Genomic DNA, 15,283 nt, shown 5'->3' with positions numbered 1-15,283 from the left:
TTTATTATCTGGAGAAAAGTGAATGCAAGATTATTTTAAATATGCAATTGATTGGTTAGATGCGCATAACCTAACAGTGGTCGCCGTAATTCTGTCAGTGATTGTCGCGATCGTCAGATCACTCAAGAAACGTGGAAAGATCGACTGGTTAGAAGCTGTATTGTGCGGGTGTTTAACGTTAACGATTGTGAGTGCATTAGAGTATTTAGCGTTACCTATACAGCTTTCAATCTTTGTGGGTGGTATTGTGGGCTTCAAAGGCACACTTTGGGTGGATCGAATGATTAGTAAAAAAGTAGGTGAGGAATCATGAAGGCGATCATTGATTATTTACGTAAAATCAGTGGTGGAAAACTGACCCAAAAACAAGTCGATGCCACTGATAAATTAATGAATGTAGCAACAGCCTATGATGTTGCTGATATGCTTGGAATCGCAATTGATTCTGAAATCACTATAAGTTCTATAGGCATTCAACTCATCACCAGTTTTGAAGATTTAAAGTTGAAATCTTATGACGATGGAGTAGGAGTCTGGACCATCGGTTATGGGACAACGATTTATCCAAATAGTGTTGCTGTAAAGAAAGGCGATAGTTGTACCTTAGAACAAGCAAAGTCCTTTTTTCAACATGATTTGAGGCGCTTTCAAACAGCAGTAAATGATGCTGTGAATATTCCACTCTCACAAAATCAATTCGATGCATTGGTTTCTTTGGCTTATAACATCGGAACGAATGCTTTTAAAACATCGACCTTAGTGAAGTATCTGAATGCTTTAGATTATAAAGCCGCAGCGGATCAATTTTTGGTATGGAATAAAGCGGGCGGTAGTGTGTTGAAAGGTTTGGTTCGCCGCCGTGAAGCAGAGAGAGCATTATTTTTAAAGAAATAAAAAAAGCCCTTTTTTTAAGGGCTTCCTAAATACTTAATAACTATTTATATGGATTTTTTTTGAAATTAATTTTCTCCACTTAACGATTTTAATAGGCTAGATAATTTGGGACTTAAATAAAATCCAATATTTTCTGCTTCATTGGTGGCAAGTTTGTTATTGTAAATATTTATTAAAATTTCATTTTCTCTTATATCTCTTATTCTTATTTGTGCATTAAGAAATGCTAATGGTTTGCCAGGTATTTTTATTTTTGAACCGGAAATAATCTCTTTAGTAATTATTTTAATTATTTCATTATCATCAATAACTAATTCTTCTTTGTTAACTAAATGAGAATTAAATACTAAATTAATATTCTTAATTTCAGATGATTTTATAGAGTTACTGCCTAAAGTAATAATATCACTCATAATTTCGTATTCTTGAAAATGCGGGCTTGGAGCAGAAATAGGAGCTGGTCGATTTTCAGGTGTTGCTACTTGCCATACTGCACCATTTTCTTGCCAAATTCGGCATTTGTTGTTGGAGAATAAAAAACCTGTATTAGCCATTACAGGTTTTTTTATAACTTTAGCAATTGCGTAAAGTAGAGCAGCTCCCTCTTCACCTGCACCAGTATGACAAGACCAAATTTTCAACCATGGAAAGTTACGTTGACTAAGTTTTTCTAAAAAAGGGCCCCATGCAACTTGATTCCAATTAGCTATAAAGTTCTTTTGCCAGTCTTGGGGACCATGACCACTACCAGACGTTAAAAAACCTTCACTTCCATGACCACCAATATTCAGTGCCCCTGAACCTTGTATTTGATTATCGATTGAATTGGAGGCTGGTAGTCTACTTAAAAAATTATTGACTGCTTGCTCAGTAGTTGAATGTCTCATTGAATTCCAAAAGCCACATGCTAAATTATTATTTGCACCGTTATCAGCACCGTTTGAAATAGTATTTATTTCACCTATACCTGAGATGCCTATTTCGTAAGATATTTCAACTAGTTTTAGTTCATTCATTTTTATTACTCTTTTTTTGTTAGTTGTATTATTATATGATAATAATATATGAGATTAAAGCAAGGTTTGAGTAAAATAATTGTTTTAATTATTTTATAAATTTAATTTAGTTTTTCTAAATTATTTTCTAATAATATTTTAAAGATAAGGTTTTGGAATGCGAATATTAATATTTATTATAGCTATTTTTATTTTAAATGGGTGTTCTGGAAATGTTTATACAGTAAAAAATCCTATCATAGAATCCAATAAAAAAGTATTGGGAATTCCATTCTATGGATATAAAATCCAAGAAAAAACTGTTTTATTGGATCGTATAAGAAATCCAAAAACTGGTGAAATTACACATTCTATGTATGAATCGGAAAGCTCTAAAAAATATTGCAAACCTGATAAACGTATAGATAAAATTCCTGTAGCTGATTATTCGCAATTATATTATATTTATTATGATCCTGCTTTTTTTGAAAGTAGCAAATTTGGAGTAACTTTAGAAAAAGGAATGTTGACAAGCATAAATAGTGAGTCAACTCCAGGTCCTAAAGTTGCTATCGAAACGCTTCAAGGGATTGCTTCATTGAGAGAGGATATTTTGAATGGTTTCAATGTTCAGGAGAGTTTGGTACAAACAAAATCTATAATTTTATGTTCTGAGGAAAAATAATGAAAATTATAATTCAAAAGCCCTTTTTGAAGGGCTCGATTCAACGATATATAGATACTACAGATTCTCATTTCAAATAAAAGCCAAGCATCACAGCAAACATTCCAGGAAGCATACATAAAAAGCCCATCGCTTTAGCTTCTTGGGTGTTTCTGATATGTCTATGAAATATATGTGGACCAAAGATCACTCCGAAAAAAGCTAAGATGAATCCAATAATTATCAAAAATGCAGACATATTTTTTATCCGTTAAGATGCTTTCTTATCAAAATTAGAACTCAAATACACAACATTTTTTGGTTCAACCATAGAGACATTTTTCTTTTCATCAATGACGGCACATAAGGCAGAGCCACATAAGATACGGTATTGTTTTAAATCGGTTTCAGAGCCAGTAATTTTGACTAAAGGTAATTCATTAATATTGGCGAGAATGTCCATACCATTTTTCTTGCCTTTTTCTTGTGTATCAAGAATTGATGTAAATATTACAACTGAACAACCTATGATTAGAGATACATAAAGAGTAAAAGTTGTATAGTTCTTTTCTAATTCATCTATTTGACTAGAATTGTGAGGTTTAACTTCATGTTTAAAGCGAAACTTAATCTTCCGTCGTAAAAAATCAACTATTGTTTGATCTAAATCTAGAGAAACATAAACATATCGTAAAACATAAATACCTATTCCAGTTAGGAAAATAGCGATTAAAGGGCTTAATGCTTTCAGAAATCCCCAATAGATTTTATCTTGAACGCTAAAGTTTAGGACGACTGGATCTACATAGAAGGGACGTAGTAACCCTCCCAAATAAGATTGACCAGATACAAATAGAAAAATGGCGATCAAAGAAGTGATGATTGCCAAATCAAACGAAAAATTAAACTTCATGTTCTTTCCTTATTATTTCTTGTTCGGGCAATTCTTGCCATTTCCACCCGATAAACAATCATCTTAATTGTATTTGTGAAAGCCCTCACAAGAGGGCTTTCACAGGCTAGTTTTTGGAAACATACCTTAACTAATCCTATCTTTTTAGTTAGCTACACCATCTTGTTCAATTTTTTCTGCAGCTTTCCAACTTGGTAGTGAACTCAAATGTTCGACGTAGCTTTTGATATGGGGATATTTTTCACCTTGTTTCATATGATGAATTAACCCGTGAAGTGCAAATCCCATCATAAAGTCAGCGCCAGTTAAACGATCGTCCACCAAAAATAATTTATCTTTTAAATAATCATTTAAATAACCAAAAACTTTATCAAACTCAACTTGAGTATAGTTTTCTAGAAACACTAATTTTGTACCGTGTTTGGTTTCTATTTGATTAAACGTTTTTAATAAAAATGGCACCATCGCAGAGCTTTCTGCAAAGTGAATCCATTGTAGGTAATTTGCATAAGTAGCGTCATTTGTATCGGGTGCTAGATGTGTTGCAAGTTTTTGAATCAGTAATTCTACAATAGCTCCTGATTCTGCAATGACTTTACCTTGCCATTCAATCACAGGAGATTTTCCTAGAGGATGAATGTTTTTTAGTGACTCAGGTGCCAAATGAGTAGTTTTGTCACGGTAATAGCGTTGCAATTCATAAGGTTGATTGATTTCTTCTAGTAACCACAAAATGCGGAAAGAGCGTGATTGGTCTAAGTGATGTAATGTAATCATGATGATTCCTGCTTTCAAAGCTTTATGGGAAATTTCCCCAAATTTTACGGTTTCAAATATACCCTTAAGTCAATTGATAGTGCTGTTTATCTACTTATAAATAACAATTCAAGCTAGGGCTATATTGATGAGGCTGAGAAAGAGGCATTACAGAGAAAGTTGAATGCTCATCAATATAATTTAACTTAAATGAAAGTTAAAATTATTGTAATTTCATCCTAGAATTTTATAGAGCAGACTTTGATTTTTGATCGAAAAATGTTAGAAATTTTCGGAGAATAAAATTGTAAAATTCTGATTTTATTGAAGTAAGGAAAGTGGTTTTTGACCTGATTTTCAGTCAAATGATGCATACTATTTTTATATAATGTAATTTGTTAGGTTGGGTTTGATGCAATCTTTAAATCGTAAAGGTTAATAGTTCGAGCTTACACTTACCAAAATATAGGGACTTAGGAGCATAAAACAGTTTGTAAGTTCTTTATTAAAGTTTAATTAAAGTTTATTTGTATTTGTCACGCTACATTATCTTGACCCAAACAAATATTGGTGATAATTTAAACAATAAGGAAGTCATATACTATTTGGGATTCAAGAGAAATCTTGCCTAAATGAACAAGATATGACAACCTGAATACACAGCTAACAACGAACGAAACGGTTCAGATCGTTTTTAAAAATGTTCAAGGTTGTAGAAAAGCCCGTTAATCGGGCTTTTTTAATGCCAATTAGGTTTGAAGAAGCTTTAGGCTTTAGTGTGAAATAAAGATTGGGGTAGCAATAGGGGATTGTGATGCTGATGTTTATTATTTTGGTCATCGTGATTGGCTTAGTTTTATTAATTTTCTTTGCAAAGAAAACAGATGCTACACAGGATACTTCTGATTATAGCAATCCTTATATTTCTACATCTTCAAACTTCGATTCATTTCAGGACAATAATGATCAACGTATAGATGATAGTGATTCTAATGCTGACTCAAGTAGTTGTGATAGTAGTAGCAGTAATGATTAAAAAAGCTTGTACCCCTTGGGGTAAGGGATACAAGTTAAACTGAGCTTAAGGTAAGTCAAACCAGATCATTTGACTGTCTTGCAATGCTGCAATGGATGCAGTTTCATCAAATACTAAAGCGTCACCAGCTTTAACCAAATGATCGGCAATCATTACTTCACCTGAAATTACATGTACATAATTCACTTTTTTCCGTGCTGTAATTTCTAAATGTTGATCTTTCTCAATCACTGCAGTTTTGACTTCAGCATTTTGACGAATCAGCATTGGCGCGGTTTCATCACCAGCAATCAAGTGCCATTGATTTGGGTGATCTTTGGGGTTAAGTAAAATTTGCTGATATGTTGGCTCAGCATCTTGCACATTTGGTTGAATCCAAATCTGTAATAAATGCACAGCCTTATCATGCTTGTTCATTTCACTATGAGTTACACCTGTTCCAGCACTCATCAATTGCCATTCACCTGCATTGATTTGTCCCTCATTACCCATACTGTCTTTATGAGAAATGGTGCCATCAAGTACACAGGTTAGAATTTCCATGTTGTCATGGGGATGTGTACCGAAACCATTGTGAGCAGCAACCGTATCATCATTGATCACGCGGAGTGCACTCACACCCATATATTTCGGGTTGTACCAACTACCAAATGAAAAGCTATGATAAGTATCTAACCAACCAGCTTTGACATGCCCACGATTTTCACTACGATGTAGATAAGCATTCATCTTTCATCTCCCAAATTATTATGTTTTGCTTGATAGTTATAATATCGATTCATAATAGTGATAAATAGTCTTTAATTGCGACATATTGTTCTATAAATGAAATGATACAGTATTATGTATTTTCTTGAATAAAATAAAAAAGGCTGAATAAAAATATTCAGCCTTTTAAAGTTAGTAAATTAATTTACCAATCTTTTATTTTGATTTGTTTTCTAGTTGTGGAATCGCAGAGCCTTGGCCAACTGCAAGTAAACCTGTTTCAGTATAGATACCCAATTTTGCACGAGTATCGGTAATGTCGAGGTTACGCATGGTTAATTGACCGATACGATCCATTGGCGTAAATACAGAATCACCTTTCTCCATGGTTAAACGCTCAGCTTCATAAGTAAGGTTAGGAGATTCAGTGTTCATAATCGTGTAGTCATTACCGCGACGTAATTCTAAAGTCACTGTACCTGTAATGGCTTTAGCAACCCAACGTTGTGCTGTTTCACGAAGCATAAGCGCTTGTGAATCGAACCAACGACCTTGGTAAAGTAGGCGACCTAAACGTAAACCGTTAATACGGTATTGTTCAATCGTATCTTCGTTATGAATACCAGTTACTAAACGCTCATAAGCGATATGCAACAAAGCCATACCTGGTGCTTCATAAATACCACGAGATTTTGCTTCGATAATACGGTTTTCGATTTGGTCGGACATGCCTAAACCATGACGACCACCGATACGGTTTGCTTCAAGAATGAATTCAACTGGATCTTCGATACGTTGACCATTTAAAGCAACAGGGAAGCCCTCTTCAAATGTGATTGATACTTCTTCAGCATCAATTTTTACATCATCTTTCCAGAATGCAACGCCCATGATTGGGTCTACGATTTTAATACCTGCATTAAGATATTCTAAATCTTTGGCTTCATGCGTTGCACCCAACATATTTGAGTCGGTTGAATACGCTTTTTCTTTTGACATTTTATAGTCAAAACCGTTGTCGATGAGGAATTGCGACATTTCGGCACGACCGCCTAACTCATCAATAAAGGTTTGGTCTAACCAAGGCTTATAGATTTTAAGCGCAGGGTTGGTCAATAAACCGTAACGATAGAAACGCTCAATATCGTTACCTTTATAAGTTGAACCGTCACCCCAGATGTTCACATCATCTTCTTTCATCGCGGTAACAAGCATTGTACCTGTTACTGCACGACCTAAAGGTGTTGTGTTGAAATAAGGTACACCGCCAGTGCTAATATGGAAGGCACCACATTGAATTGCAGCTATACCTTCAAGAGCAAGTTGTAAACGACAATCGATTAATCGAGCTTTGACTGCGCCGTACTGTTCAGCTTTCTTTGGAATAGCATCATAGTCATCTTCATCAGGTTGACCCAGATTTGCAGTATATGCATAAGGTTCTGCGCCTTTCTGTTTCATCCACAATAAAGCTGCTGAAGTATCGAGACCACCAGAAAAGGCAATCCCAACTTTTTTGCCTACAGGTACGTGCTGCAAGATAGTTGCATTATCAGTCATTGCTTGTCCTAACGTTTATTAGTAAAGACCCCTAGTCGGTAGTCTTGGAGAATAAAAAATCGGAGCTATTGTAACACTTTTCATTAAGCTTGTTTTCGTCAAAAAAAAACTAAGCGCAAAATTTATGCTCTAATTCATTTTGTTTTTAATTTTTAAGCTGAAAAGCATATTCGTTACATTAGTCTTGACTTTAGTGTCAGCATTTTCTCAAAAAGAGTCATAAACTCATATAAAAATTCAGTTAAAGTACTATGCAACAAGTTGCAAAGCCAAAATTATAGAAGGAATACCATGACTAGCTATGCAAATATCTTAAAACCATTACATTTAGGTTTTACTACCATTAAAAACCGTGTCGTAATGGGCTCTATGCACTCAGGTTTAGAGGATCGTTTCTTTAATTATCCTAAACTAGCAGCTTATTTTGGTGAGCGAGCAAAGGGTGGAGTTGGATTGATCATCACAGGTGGTATTTCTCCAAACCGTCAGGGTTGGTTACTCCCTGCGGGCGGAACGATGAATAGTTTGGCGGATATTCCCCATCATCGTTTAGTGACGCATGCAGTGCATAAGCATGGCGCAAAAATTTTAATGCAAATCTTGCATTCAGGTCGCTATGGTTATCATCCATTTTCGGTTTCATCTTCACCGATTCAAGCGCCAATTAATCCATTTAAACCGCGTCAAATGTCTGATTCTCAGATTTTAGCAACAATTGACGATTACGCGCGTTGTGCAAGCTTAGCGAAAAAAGCAGGCTATGATGGCGTAGAAATCATGGGTTCTGAAGGTTATTTAATTAACCAGTTTTTAAGTAGCCATGTGAATAAGCGTACTGACCGTTGGGGCGGTGATATCGACAATCGTATGCGTTTCCCTGTGGAGATTGTCAAAGCGATCCGTGCCAAAGTGGGTGAAAAATTCATTATTGCATTTCGCTTGTCTTTACTTGATTTGGTACATGATGGCAACACAATGCAAGAAGTGATTGTGGTTGCAAAGGCATTAGAGAAAGCTGGAATTACGCTATTAAATACAGGTATTGGCTGGCATGAAGCACGTGTTCCAACGATTGTGACTTCTGTACCACGTGCTGCATTTGTAGATTATACCGCTGCGGTGAAACAGCACGTATCCGTTCCGGTCATTGCTTCAAACCGTATTAATATGCCAGATGTTGCTGAAGAAATTATCGCTTCTGGTAAAGCGGATATGGTGCAAATGGCTCGTCCATTCTTAGCAGATGCTTATTGGGTAAATAAAACTGCAACCAATCGTGTTGATGAAATTAATACCTGTATTGCGTGTAACCAAGCATGTTTAGATCATGCATTTAAGAATGAGCGTGTCAGCTGTTTAGTCAATCCACAAGCGTGTCATGAAACAGAATTGGTTTATATCAAAACCAAGAAACCAAAGCGTATTGCTGTTGTTGGTGGTGGTGTAGCAGGTATGTCTGCTGCAACCGTTGCAGCAAGTCGTGGCCACGCCGTAACGTTATTTGAAGCCAATAACGATGTCGGTGGTCAGTTTAACTTGGCGAAAGTTGTGCCTGGTAAAGAAGAGTTTCATGAAACGATTCGTTATTTCAAAGTTCAGCTCAAGCAGACTGGTGTTGATGTGCGTTTAAATACCAAAGCCAGTCGTGAGCAATTAGAACGTGAAGGCTTTGACGAAGTTATTGTCGCAACGGGTGTTGTACCTCGTGCTTTAAAAATACAAGGTAGTACTGCACCACAAGTGTTGTCATATGCTGAAGTATTACGTGGTGCAGAAGTGGGTCATAAAGTTGCCGTGATTGGGGCTGGTGGTATTGGCTTTGACGTATCAGAGTTTTTATTAAAACCACCATATCAACCACAGCCACAACCATTAGCAGAATGGCAACGTGAATGGGGCGTTGATCCAGATCCTAACTATATTTCTGAAGGTGGAATGCAACGTCCAGAAGTTGAAATACCTGTGCGCCAAATTTACCTATTACAGCGTAAGACAACGCCATTAGGTATTGGTTTGGGCAAAACCTCTGGTTGGGTGCATCGCGCGCAACTTAAAAAGCATGCCGTACGTATGCTGCGTGGGGTGCAATATAAAGCCGTAACTGATGAGGGTCTATGGGTTGAGCACAATGGTCATGATCAATTATTACGTGTCGATACGATAGTAGTATGTGCAGGTCAGGAATCAGTTAAAGAACTGATGCCTAAAGAGGGCGAAAACACGTCGGCGAACTACCATATTATTGGTGGTGCGAAGCTTGCAGCTGAGCTAGACGCTAAACGTGCGATCAGAGATGGTGCTGAATTAGCCGCTAAACTCTAAAATTGATGAAACAATATGCATTTGAATACGTTGCAGTTAAATTTCTCTTGTGTAAAGAGGGCAAGCTTTGTATTCTTACGCACATGGAAGCGTGGCAGAGCGGTTTAATGCACCGGTCTTGAAAACCGACGAGGGTGTGAGTCCTCCGTGAGTTCGAATCTCACCGCTTCCGCCAAATATCTAAATAAGCCCTTGTTTTTACAAGGGCTTATTTTTTATCTATGATCTTACCCCTCAACCTACCCCTCATCAAACATTGGATTAAGTGATATCTAAAAAGTCATCTTTTTACTTATTTGGACATCGTATCAGTTGAAATAAAATTTCCAGTAGAATTCCAAACTGATTTTTAGTGAGGAAATATGGCTGAAAATATACTTTAGAATGACCATTCGTTACTTTGAGCTAATACTTAAATGATCTGTTATATTGGCTTTTGACCGTTGCTTATCTTCACTTTAACCTTAGATAAAATTGCTTGATTTTATACATACTGTTTATGGGATTTTATTGATTCATAATTATGGGCAGACTGTAAAAAAATAAATCTGTCCATATTCTTTAGATGCTAGTAAGTGATGTTAAACCGTTAGACTTGCTGATAGTGGCTTAACATACGGTCTGTTAAGTTGTCTGCATCCTTAGAGGTTGATGATCTTAGCCAATTTGGGTGAAAGTAAGTTTAGTGTATCGGGTATGGTACTTTTTAAGCTATCTTTGCTGATTTTGTGCGTATGGGGTGATCCATTATTTGTACAAGAAATGCTTGTAATTTTGCCTGACATAGCTTTTTTTGGTGCTTTACTTATTTCGATATCGTCAAAATGACTGAGTAAATCGTGTAATTTATCCATGTGCTGAGCTAGATCATAATCTTCATTTTGATTAATACATTCCGCTAAGTCCTGAGTCTTTGCGAAATTGTAGGATTCGATTACAGAGTCGGGAATTTCTATATCCGAGTTTTCCAATAGTAATTCTGAATAATTGATACCCTGAAATTTTATTGGATCACCGTTTAAAATTTTGCGCTTAAAAATCTGTTCATAGAAAATTAGACTGATTAGGGCAGACAAAACAGTATCAGCTCTTTTTAGTACAGAGGACGCATTTACCACACTATCTAATTGATTTCGAATTTGATGGATTTTTTGGAATTGCACTTCGTTGATAGGAATTGCTGTATTAAAACCACTTCTGAGTCGATCTACTTTTCTAGCAATAAAATGATGTAATAAGTCATTGATAATATTTGGTAAATTATTGGAATCTTCATCTAAATGAATATTTAAGTTTAGATATTCTGGAGATTTGGCTTCTGAGTCATAAGAGGAAGTATCAATAAACGATTTGTTATATGCAGGTAAAGGTGAATCATATTTGAATAATCGAGACAGTACCAACTTTGCTTCTTGCGGAGTGGGCTGTTTGGTAATATTTTGGTTTTTCACTTTTTTATTATTAAATTTATGATAATCAATGAAAATCATAAAATAATCTAAAAAAAGCTGTTCAATCGTCCAATGTGGGAAAAGATTAGGCAGATATAAATTATTATTTTTTAGGTGGGTCAGAAGAATTTCAGAAGAATATATGTTATTAGACCTTTTTTCATATTCTTTGATTTTATCCCAGAAGAAGATATAAGCTTGGTTGTACATGCTTACGATCTCATAATGTTGTAATAAATCATGAATTAAATATTCATCTGCTAAGTACAGTTCATGGGTTTGACAATACCCAACAACATGATCGAGTAATCGCCGATCTAAAAGAATGGTTTCAACGTTTTCTTTAATCACTGTGGCTGAGAGGGTAGTCTTTTCTTTATATTTTACAGTGATTTGGTGCTTTAAGTTTATCCCTGTTTGAATGATTACATGTTCGAGATATACATATAAATCTGGAAAAGTCGCTTGAAATTCTTTGCTCTGCACCGCTTGTTGGATAAGTTTTTGCATAACGGGATGTGCGATTCTGAAAATTTCGTGATCAAAGATAGGTTTACTCATTTAAATACGCTACTTAACAATTGGGAATCTTGTTTTTCTGAAGTTTCCGATAATTTTAAAGCATATTTATATCCGAAGACATCCACATCAGGTTTAAATCGGAGTAAACAATGCAAACCTCAGAAAATAGAACTAACCAAATAATTCGCATTAATAAATTAAAGCAGATGATTGGTCTAAGTAGATCAAGTGTCTATGACAAAATGAATCCCAAATCGAAACGCTATGATGCTTCATTTCCTCGTCCGATCAAGCTGAGCATATCGGCTGTAGGGTGGTTTGAGCAGGACATAATTGACTGGCTCAATTCGAAAAAAAGCTGATCAGATTAGCGCGATATCTTTACAGCCTCAAATTATCCCATTTAACCCTAAGACACTGTAACTCCTTGATTTCGAGGTCATTGGATTACGGTGTTTTTTACGCCTGACCATTTGTGGTACTTATATTATTTATATATCTAATAATACTACATTAATTAAATTAGTTATTAATTAACAGATGGTTAGGTGTGATTGATTACAGTAGAGTAAATTATCATGACACAATCACCCTATGTTATGAATGATAGTCAAACACACAAAATTGAATATATACCACCAACACAAGATCCTACTTTATCGAAGAATCCTATAACCAATACCTTGTATCGTTCTATGCAACAAATAACACATGATCCTGATCAACATTTCCAGTTGATGGAAAGTGAATATGAATCATGTTTTAAAGCAGACGACAGTCAACACTCTAGCTCATTGGTCTTAGATCACCAACTTGAGTTCAGTGAGGAATTGCAGGCTTATATTCTTCGTAGAAATCCTGAATTGGAGAAAATATTTACACGAATAAAATATGTGAACTTGATTGTTGAAAAGGGATTCGTGAGAGCTTGTCGTCCATTAGCTAAGAATAACCCATTGAAAGTAATGGGTATTCAATATGAATATGCAGATAAAGAGTTGCAGCAATTATTCAAACAGCTATTTAGACAAGGTTGTGAATCACTTGAGCAATATGACTGTGAACACAATCGAGTTGTACTACAGGCATTTAATGAGGTTTTAAAGCCTGTATATCATGCTGACTTTGAATTTATATATCTAAATGATCCGATTACGATAACCAATCTGGATGGTACGACCAGAATTGGTGTATTCGCTGAATTGCTTGATCAATTTGTGGAGCGAACTTATTGGCTTACCCAAGAAAAAGAGTTTAAGTATCAGCAAAAGAAACGAAAGGATCGTGCTAGAAACCAATTTGAATCAGCTAAACGGTGTATAGATTTGATACTTGAAAAGCATTCAAGAGTATTAGTTATCCGTATTGACCTCAGATTTGATAAAACCCAGAACCCGACTCTTGACCAAGTCAAAAAGGATTTACGTACTTTTTTGCGTTCTGTAGGTCGTACTAAGAATCTGAATATCCTAGGGTATATCTGGAAGCTAGAATTCGGTCAAAGAAGGGGATTTCACTATCACTTTATATTTATCTTAGACAGTCGAGATCATTCTCAGGAAATTAAACTTGCACAACAGATTGGTCAGATTTGGGAAAAGGTCATCGGTGTTGAGGGGACTTTCCATAATTGCCATTTCAAAGCGGTCAATAATCAATATGATAAGTTAGCCATAGGACGGCTGCATCGTCATGAGCAACAGAAATACCAGTATTTACTGGGATTGCTGCGTTATTTTGCAAAGAAAGATCAATTTATTCTGCATAAAAATATTGGTAAAGAACGTACTCTAGGGACAAGTATTGATAAGAATATTGCAAAGACAATGGGACGTAAAAAACAAGCGGAGGTGAACAAGTGAATCACTTTCCAATTACGCCTCCGCAGCCCATATGTCAACGGACTCCACAGTTTCCTTTGGTGTTGGATGCACATCAGAATTATATATTTAACCAAACTGTGAAAAGCTTAGCCCAAATTGAGAAAGGGCAGCTTCAAGTAATGGATAAGCGTGCTAAGGAATGTTTTGAACCACAATATCAAGCATTCTTATATTTTTTACCTTGGTTGCATAATCATCGTACCGTATTGAATGAATTTCAGTTAAACCCTTATTGGAACGCATTGATAGAAATAGTAGGTCATTATCAATTTCAAGATATGAATTATGTATTGGCGAATGCACATCCTATCCATGGAAAAATTAAAACCAAATTATTGAAGCAACGTACTGCAATAAAATATTCAGAGTTTATTGAGCCTATTAACGCAAGTGTAAAACATCAAAAAGCTGTATTTAAGCGCTGTTTAGATAAGCATAAGCAAATGAACTGTTTGTTCTTTGAATTACAGTGCATCTTTACTCATCCACTGTATCAGAGTGATGAAGTTCAACTACCTAAACTCGTTCGAAAATGGCTGGAAAGATTGCATCAATCAGAGCAATTAGCTGGCAAGCTGTATGATGTGCAATGGCGTATTGTGAAATCACTGAATGGATTTTATTCAGTCCATGCCATCATTTATGTGATTGGTGATGAGTTTAAATATTCCGATTTTATCTTGCGGGTATGGAGAGGGGCTTGTTTACACAAGGGACATGAGCTTGTGCAAGGATCACCTTATTTGGTTTGGGAAAAACACTGTTACTTTGCGGACAGTGATATGCGTAGCTACTGGCGTAAACATATTGAGTTTCTAAATGAACCACTCAAGATTTACCGCTATATGAGTCAGCATATTTCCTATTTGTGGCAAAGCTATACAGGAAATATCCCTACTAAATAAGCTTCTCAAATATAAGGCGTTCTAATCAGAACGCCTTTTTATGCTTGTATAAATCCTTGTGATTAAATCTCTAAAAGTTATAGGTATAGGTCAAACCACTGTTGGTGGTGACCGTCACTTCACGAACATATTCAGCCGAACAACCCAAGTAAACTTTTGCCACAGAGCCATAACGCATATTCTGGTAATCATAAGTACCTTTACTTCTACAATTTCCACGATTGATTAAAACGCCTGTGATGGTGGTTGGTGCATCGTTTAAAGACATGATGTTTAACAAATCGCTATAGCCTGTCATGGAGTATTGTGATTCTTCACGACGGACACGGACTTCAAATTGTTCTTGTACAGTGGGTTCAGTCACTTCCTCAGCATTGTATGTTTCATCTTCTAAAAAGGATTTATCTACGGCTGGAAAATCATCTTCGGATTGAGGGGGAGTTTCAGTCGTATCAGCAGTGCTATTCTCACTTGTTTGAGTTTGGACATCTTTGGATTTTGGTACATCGTTGCCCGAATTACATGCGCTTAAAGTCAGCAGCAACACACTGGATAAAACAACAGATGGAATAAAATTCATTACACATGCCTATATTTAATTGAATGTTGTGATCTACAGGGTTGGGCGAAAGCCCAACCCTGTGTATTTAATTGTTTGGTCAATCAATTTTTTA

At 35.9% G+C, this 15,283-nt stretch carries 15 protein-coding genes and 1 tRNA gene; 9 read left to right on the top strand and 7 right to left on the bottom strand.

All coding sequences use genetic code 11. The features are described 5' to 3' along the window. Positions 1–22: 22 nt before the first annotated feature. Together NGC85_RS10855 and NGC85_RS10850 are read left to right on the top strand one after the other, a co-directional pair. Positions 23–313, top strand: a complete 291-nt coding sequence (locus tag NGC85_RS10855; protein ID WP_005058213.1) for a phage holin, lambda family — start codon at positions 23–25, stop codon at positions 311–313. Further along, the gene (locus NGC85_RS10850) at positions 310–894 is read left to right on the top strand and encodes a lysozyme (RefSeq protein WP_254731026.1); all 585 of its coding nucleotides are present in this window, start codon (positions 310–312) and stop codon (positions 892–894) included. The genes NGC85_RS10855 and NGC85_RS10850 overlap by 4 nt, the downstream gene beginning before the upstream one ends. Before the next feature lie 65 nt (positions 895–959). Here NGC85_RS10850 and NGC85_RS10845 read toward each other — a convergent pair whose 3' ends face one another. Continuing rightward, positions 960–1,910: a hypothetical protein gene (locus tag NGC85_RS10845; protein ID WP_005058217.1), complete on the bottom strand. Its 951-nt coding sequence runs from the start codon at positions 1,908–1,910 to the stop codon at positions 960–962. 157 nt (positions 1,911–2,067) lie between these two features. Between NGC85_RS10845 and NGC85_RS10840 the strand changes: the two genes are divergently transcribed. Then, positions 2,068–2,574: a hypothetical protein gene (locus NGC85_RS10840; RefSeq protein WP_005058219.1), complete on the top strand. Its 507-nt coding sequence runs from the start codon at positions 2,068–2,070 to the stop codon at positions 2,572–2,574. 250 nt (positions 2,575–2,824) lie between these two features. Here NGC85_RS10840 and NGC85_RS10835 read toward each other — a convergent pair whose 3' ends face one another. After that, entirely contained in the window at positions 2,825–3,466 is a 642-nt protein-coding gene (locus tag NGC85_RS10835; RefSeq protein ID WP_254731023.1) for a hypothetical protein, read from the bottom strand. 144 nt (positions 3,467–3,610) lie between these two features. After that, positions 3,611–4,243, bottom strand: coding sequence for a glutathione S-transferase family protein (locus tag NGC85_RS10830; protein WP_254731019.1), 633 nt, complete (start codon positions 4,241–4,243; stop codon positions 3,611–3,613). 793 nt (positions 4,244–5,036) lie between these two features. Between NGC85_RS10830 and NGC85_RS10825 the strand changes: the two genes are divergently transcribed. Further along, positions 5,037–5,258, top strand: a complete 222-nt coding sequence (locus NGC85_RS10825) for a hypothetical protein (RefSeq protein ID WP_254731016.1) — start codon at positions 5,037–5,039, stop codon at positions 5,256–5,258. Between the two features lie 45 nt (positions 5,259–5,303). On the opposite strand, the gene NGC85_RS10820 is transcribed toward NGC85_RS10825, so the two are convergent. Together NGC85_RS10820 and argG are read right to left on the bottom strand one after the other, a co-directional pair. Next, positions 5,304–5,987 (bottom strand): pirin-like bicupin family protein, encoded by a 684-nt coding sequence (locus NGC85_RS10820; protein ID WP_254731013.1) that lies wholly within the window; start codon positions 5,985–5,987, stop codon positions 5,304–5,306. A gap of 195 nt (positions 5,988–6,182) precedes the next feature. Beyond that, positions 6,183–7,526, bottom strand: coding sequence for an argininosuccinate synthase (argG, locus tag NGC85_RS10815; RefSeq protein ID WP_005053217.1), 1,344 nt, complete (start codon positions 7,524–7,526; stop codon positions 6,183–6,185). Positions 7,527–7,817: 291 nt separating this feature from the next. Between argG and NGC85_RS10810 the strand changes: the two genes are divergently transcribed. Both NGC85_RS10810 and NGC85_RS10805 read left to right on the top strand, forming a co-directional pair. Then, positions 7,818–9,848, top strand: a complete 2,031-nt coding sequence (locus tag NGC85_RS10810) for an NADPH-dependent 2,4-dienoyl-CoA reductase (protein ID WP_254731010.1) — start codon at positions 7,818–7,820, stop codon at positions 9,846–9,848. A gap of 85 nt (positions 9,849–9,933) precedes the next feature. Next, positions 9,934–10,023, top strand: a tRNA-Ser gene (locus tag NGC85_RS10805). 466 nt (positions 10,024–10,489) lie between these two features. On the opposite strand, the gene NGC85_RS10800 is transcribed toward NGC85_RS10805, so the two are convergent. Then, positions 10,490–11,860, bottom strand: coding sequence for a hypothetical protein (locus NGC85_RS10800; RefSeq protein ID WP_254731007.1), 1,371 nt, complete (start codon positions 11,858–11,860; stop codon positions 10,490–10,492). A gap of 110 nt (positions 11,861–11,970) precedes the next feature. Here NGC85_RS10800 and NGC85_RS10795 point away from each other — a divergent pair, with 110 nt between their 5' ends. From NGC85_RS10795 to NGC85_RS10785, 3 genes are all read left to right on the top strand, one after another. Then, positions 11,971–12,183 carry an AlpA family transcriptional regulator gene (locus NGC85_RS10795; protein ID WP_050041580.1) on the top strand — a complete coding sequence of 71 codons (213 nt, stop codon included), beginning with the start codon at positions 11,971–11,973 and terminating at the stop codon, positions 12,181–12,183. Between the two features lie 216 nt (positions 12,184–12,399). Further along, on the top strand, positions 12,400–13,683 hold the full coding sequence (locus tag NGC85_RS10790) for an inovirus-type Gp2 protein (RefSeq protein WP_050041581.1): 1,284 nt from the start codon (positions 12,400–12,402) through the stop codon (positions 13,681–13,683). Continuing rightward, entirely contained in the window at positions 13,680–14,609 is a 930-nt protein-coding gene (locus NGC85_RS10785) for a hypothetical protein (RefSeq protein ID WP_050041582.1), read from the top strand. The genes NGC85_RS10790 and NGC85_RS10785 overlap by 4 nt, the downstream gene beginning before the upstream one ends. A gap of 70 nt (positions 14,610–14,679) precedes the next feature. Here the strand turns inward: NGC85_RS10785 and NGC85_RS10780 are convergent, their stop codons facing one another. Further along, on the bottom strand, positions 14,680–15,189 hold the full coding sequence (locus NGC85_RS10780) for a hypothetical protein (RefSeq protein WP_151822004.1): 510 nt from the start codon (positions 15,187–15,189) through the stop codon (positions 14,680–14,682). Positions 15,190–15,283: the final 94 nt, after the last annotated feature.

The sequence above is a fragment of the Acinetobacter sp. Z1 genome (genome assembly GCF_024296945.1).
GTDB classification, from domain to species: domain Bacteria; phylum Pseudomonadota; class Gammaproteobacteria; order Pseudomonadales; family Moraxellaceae; genus Acinetobacter; species Acinetobacter beijerinckii.
This window is presented reverse-complemented; position numbering and strand designations above follow the sequence as displayed.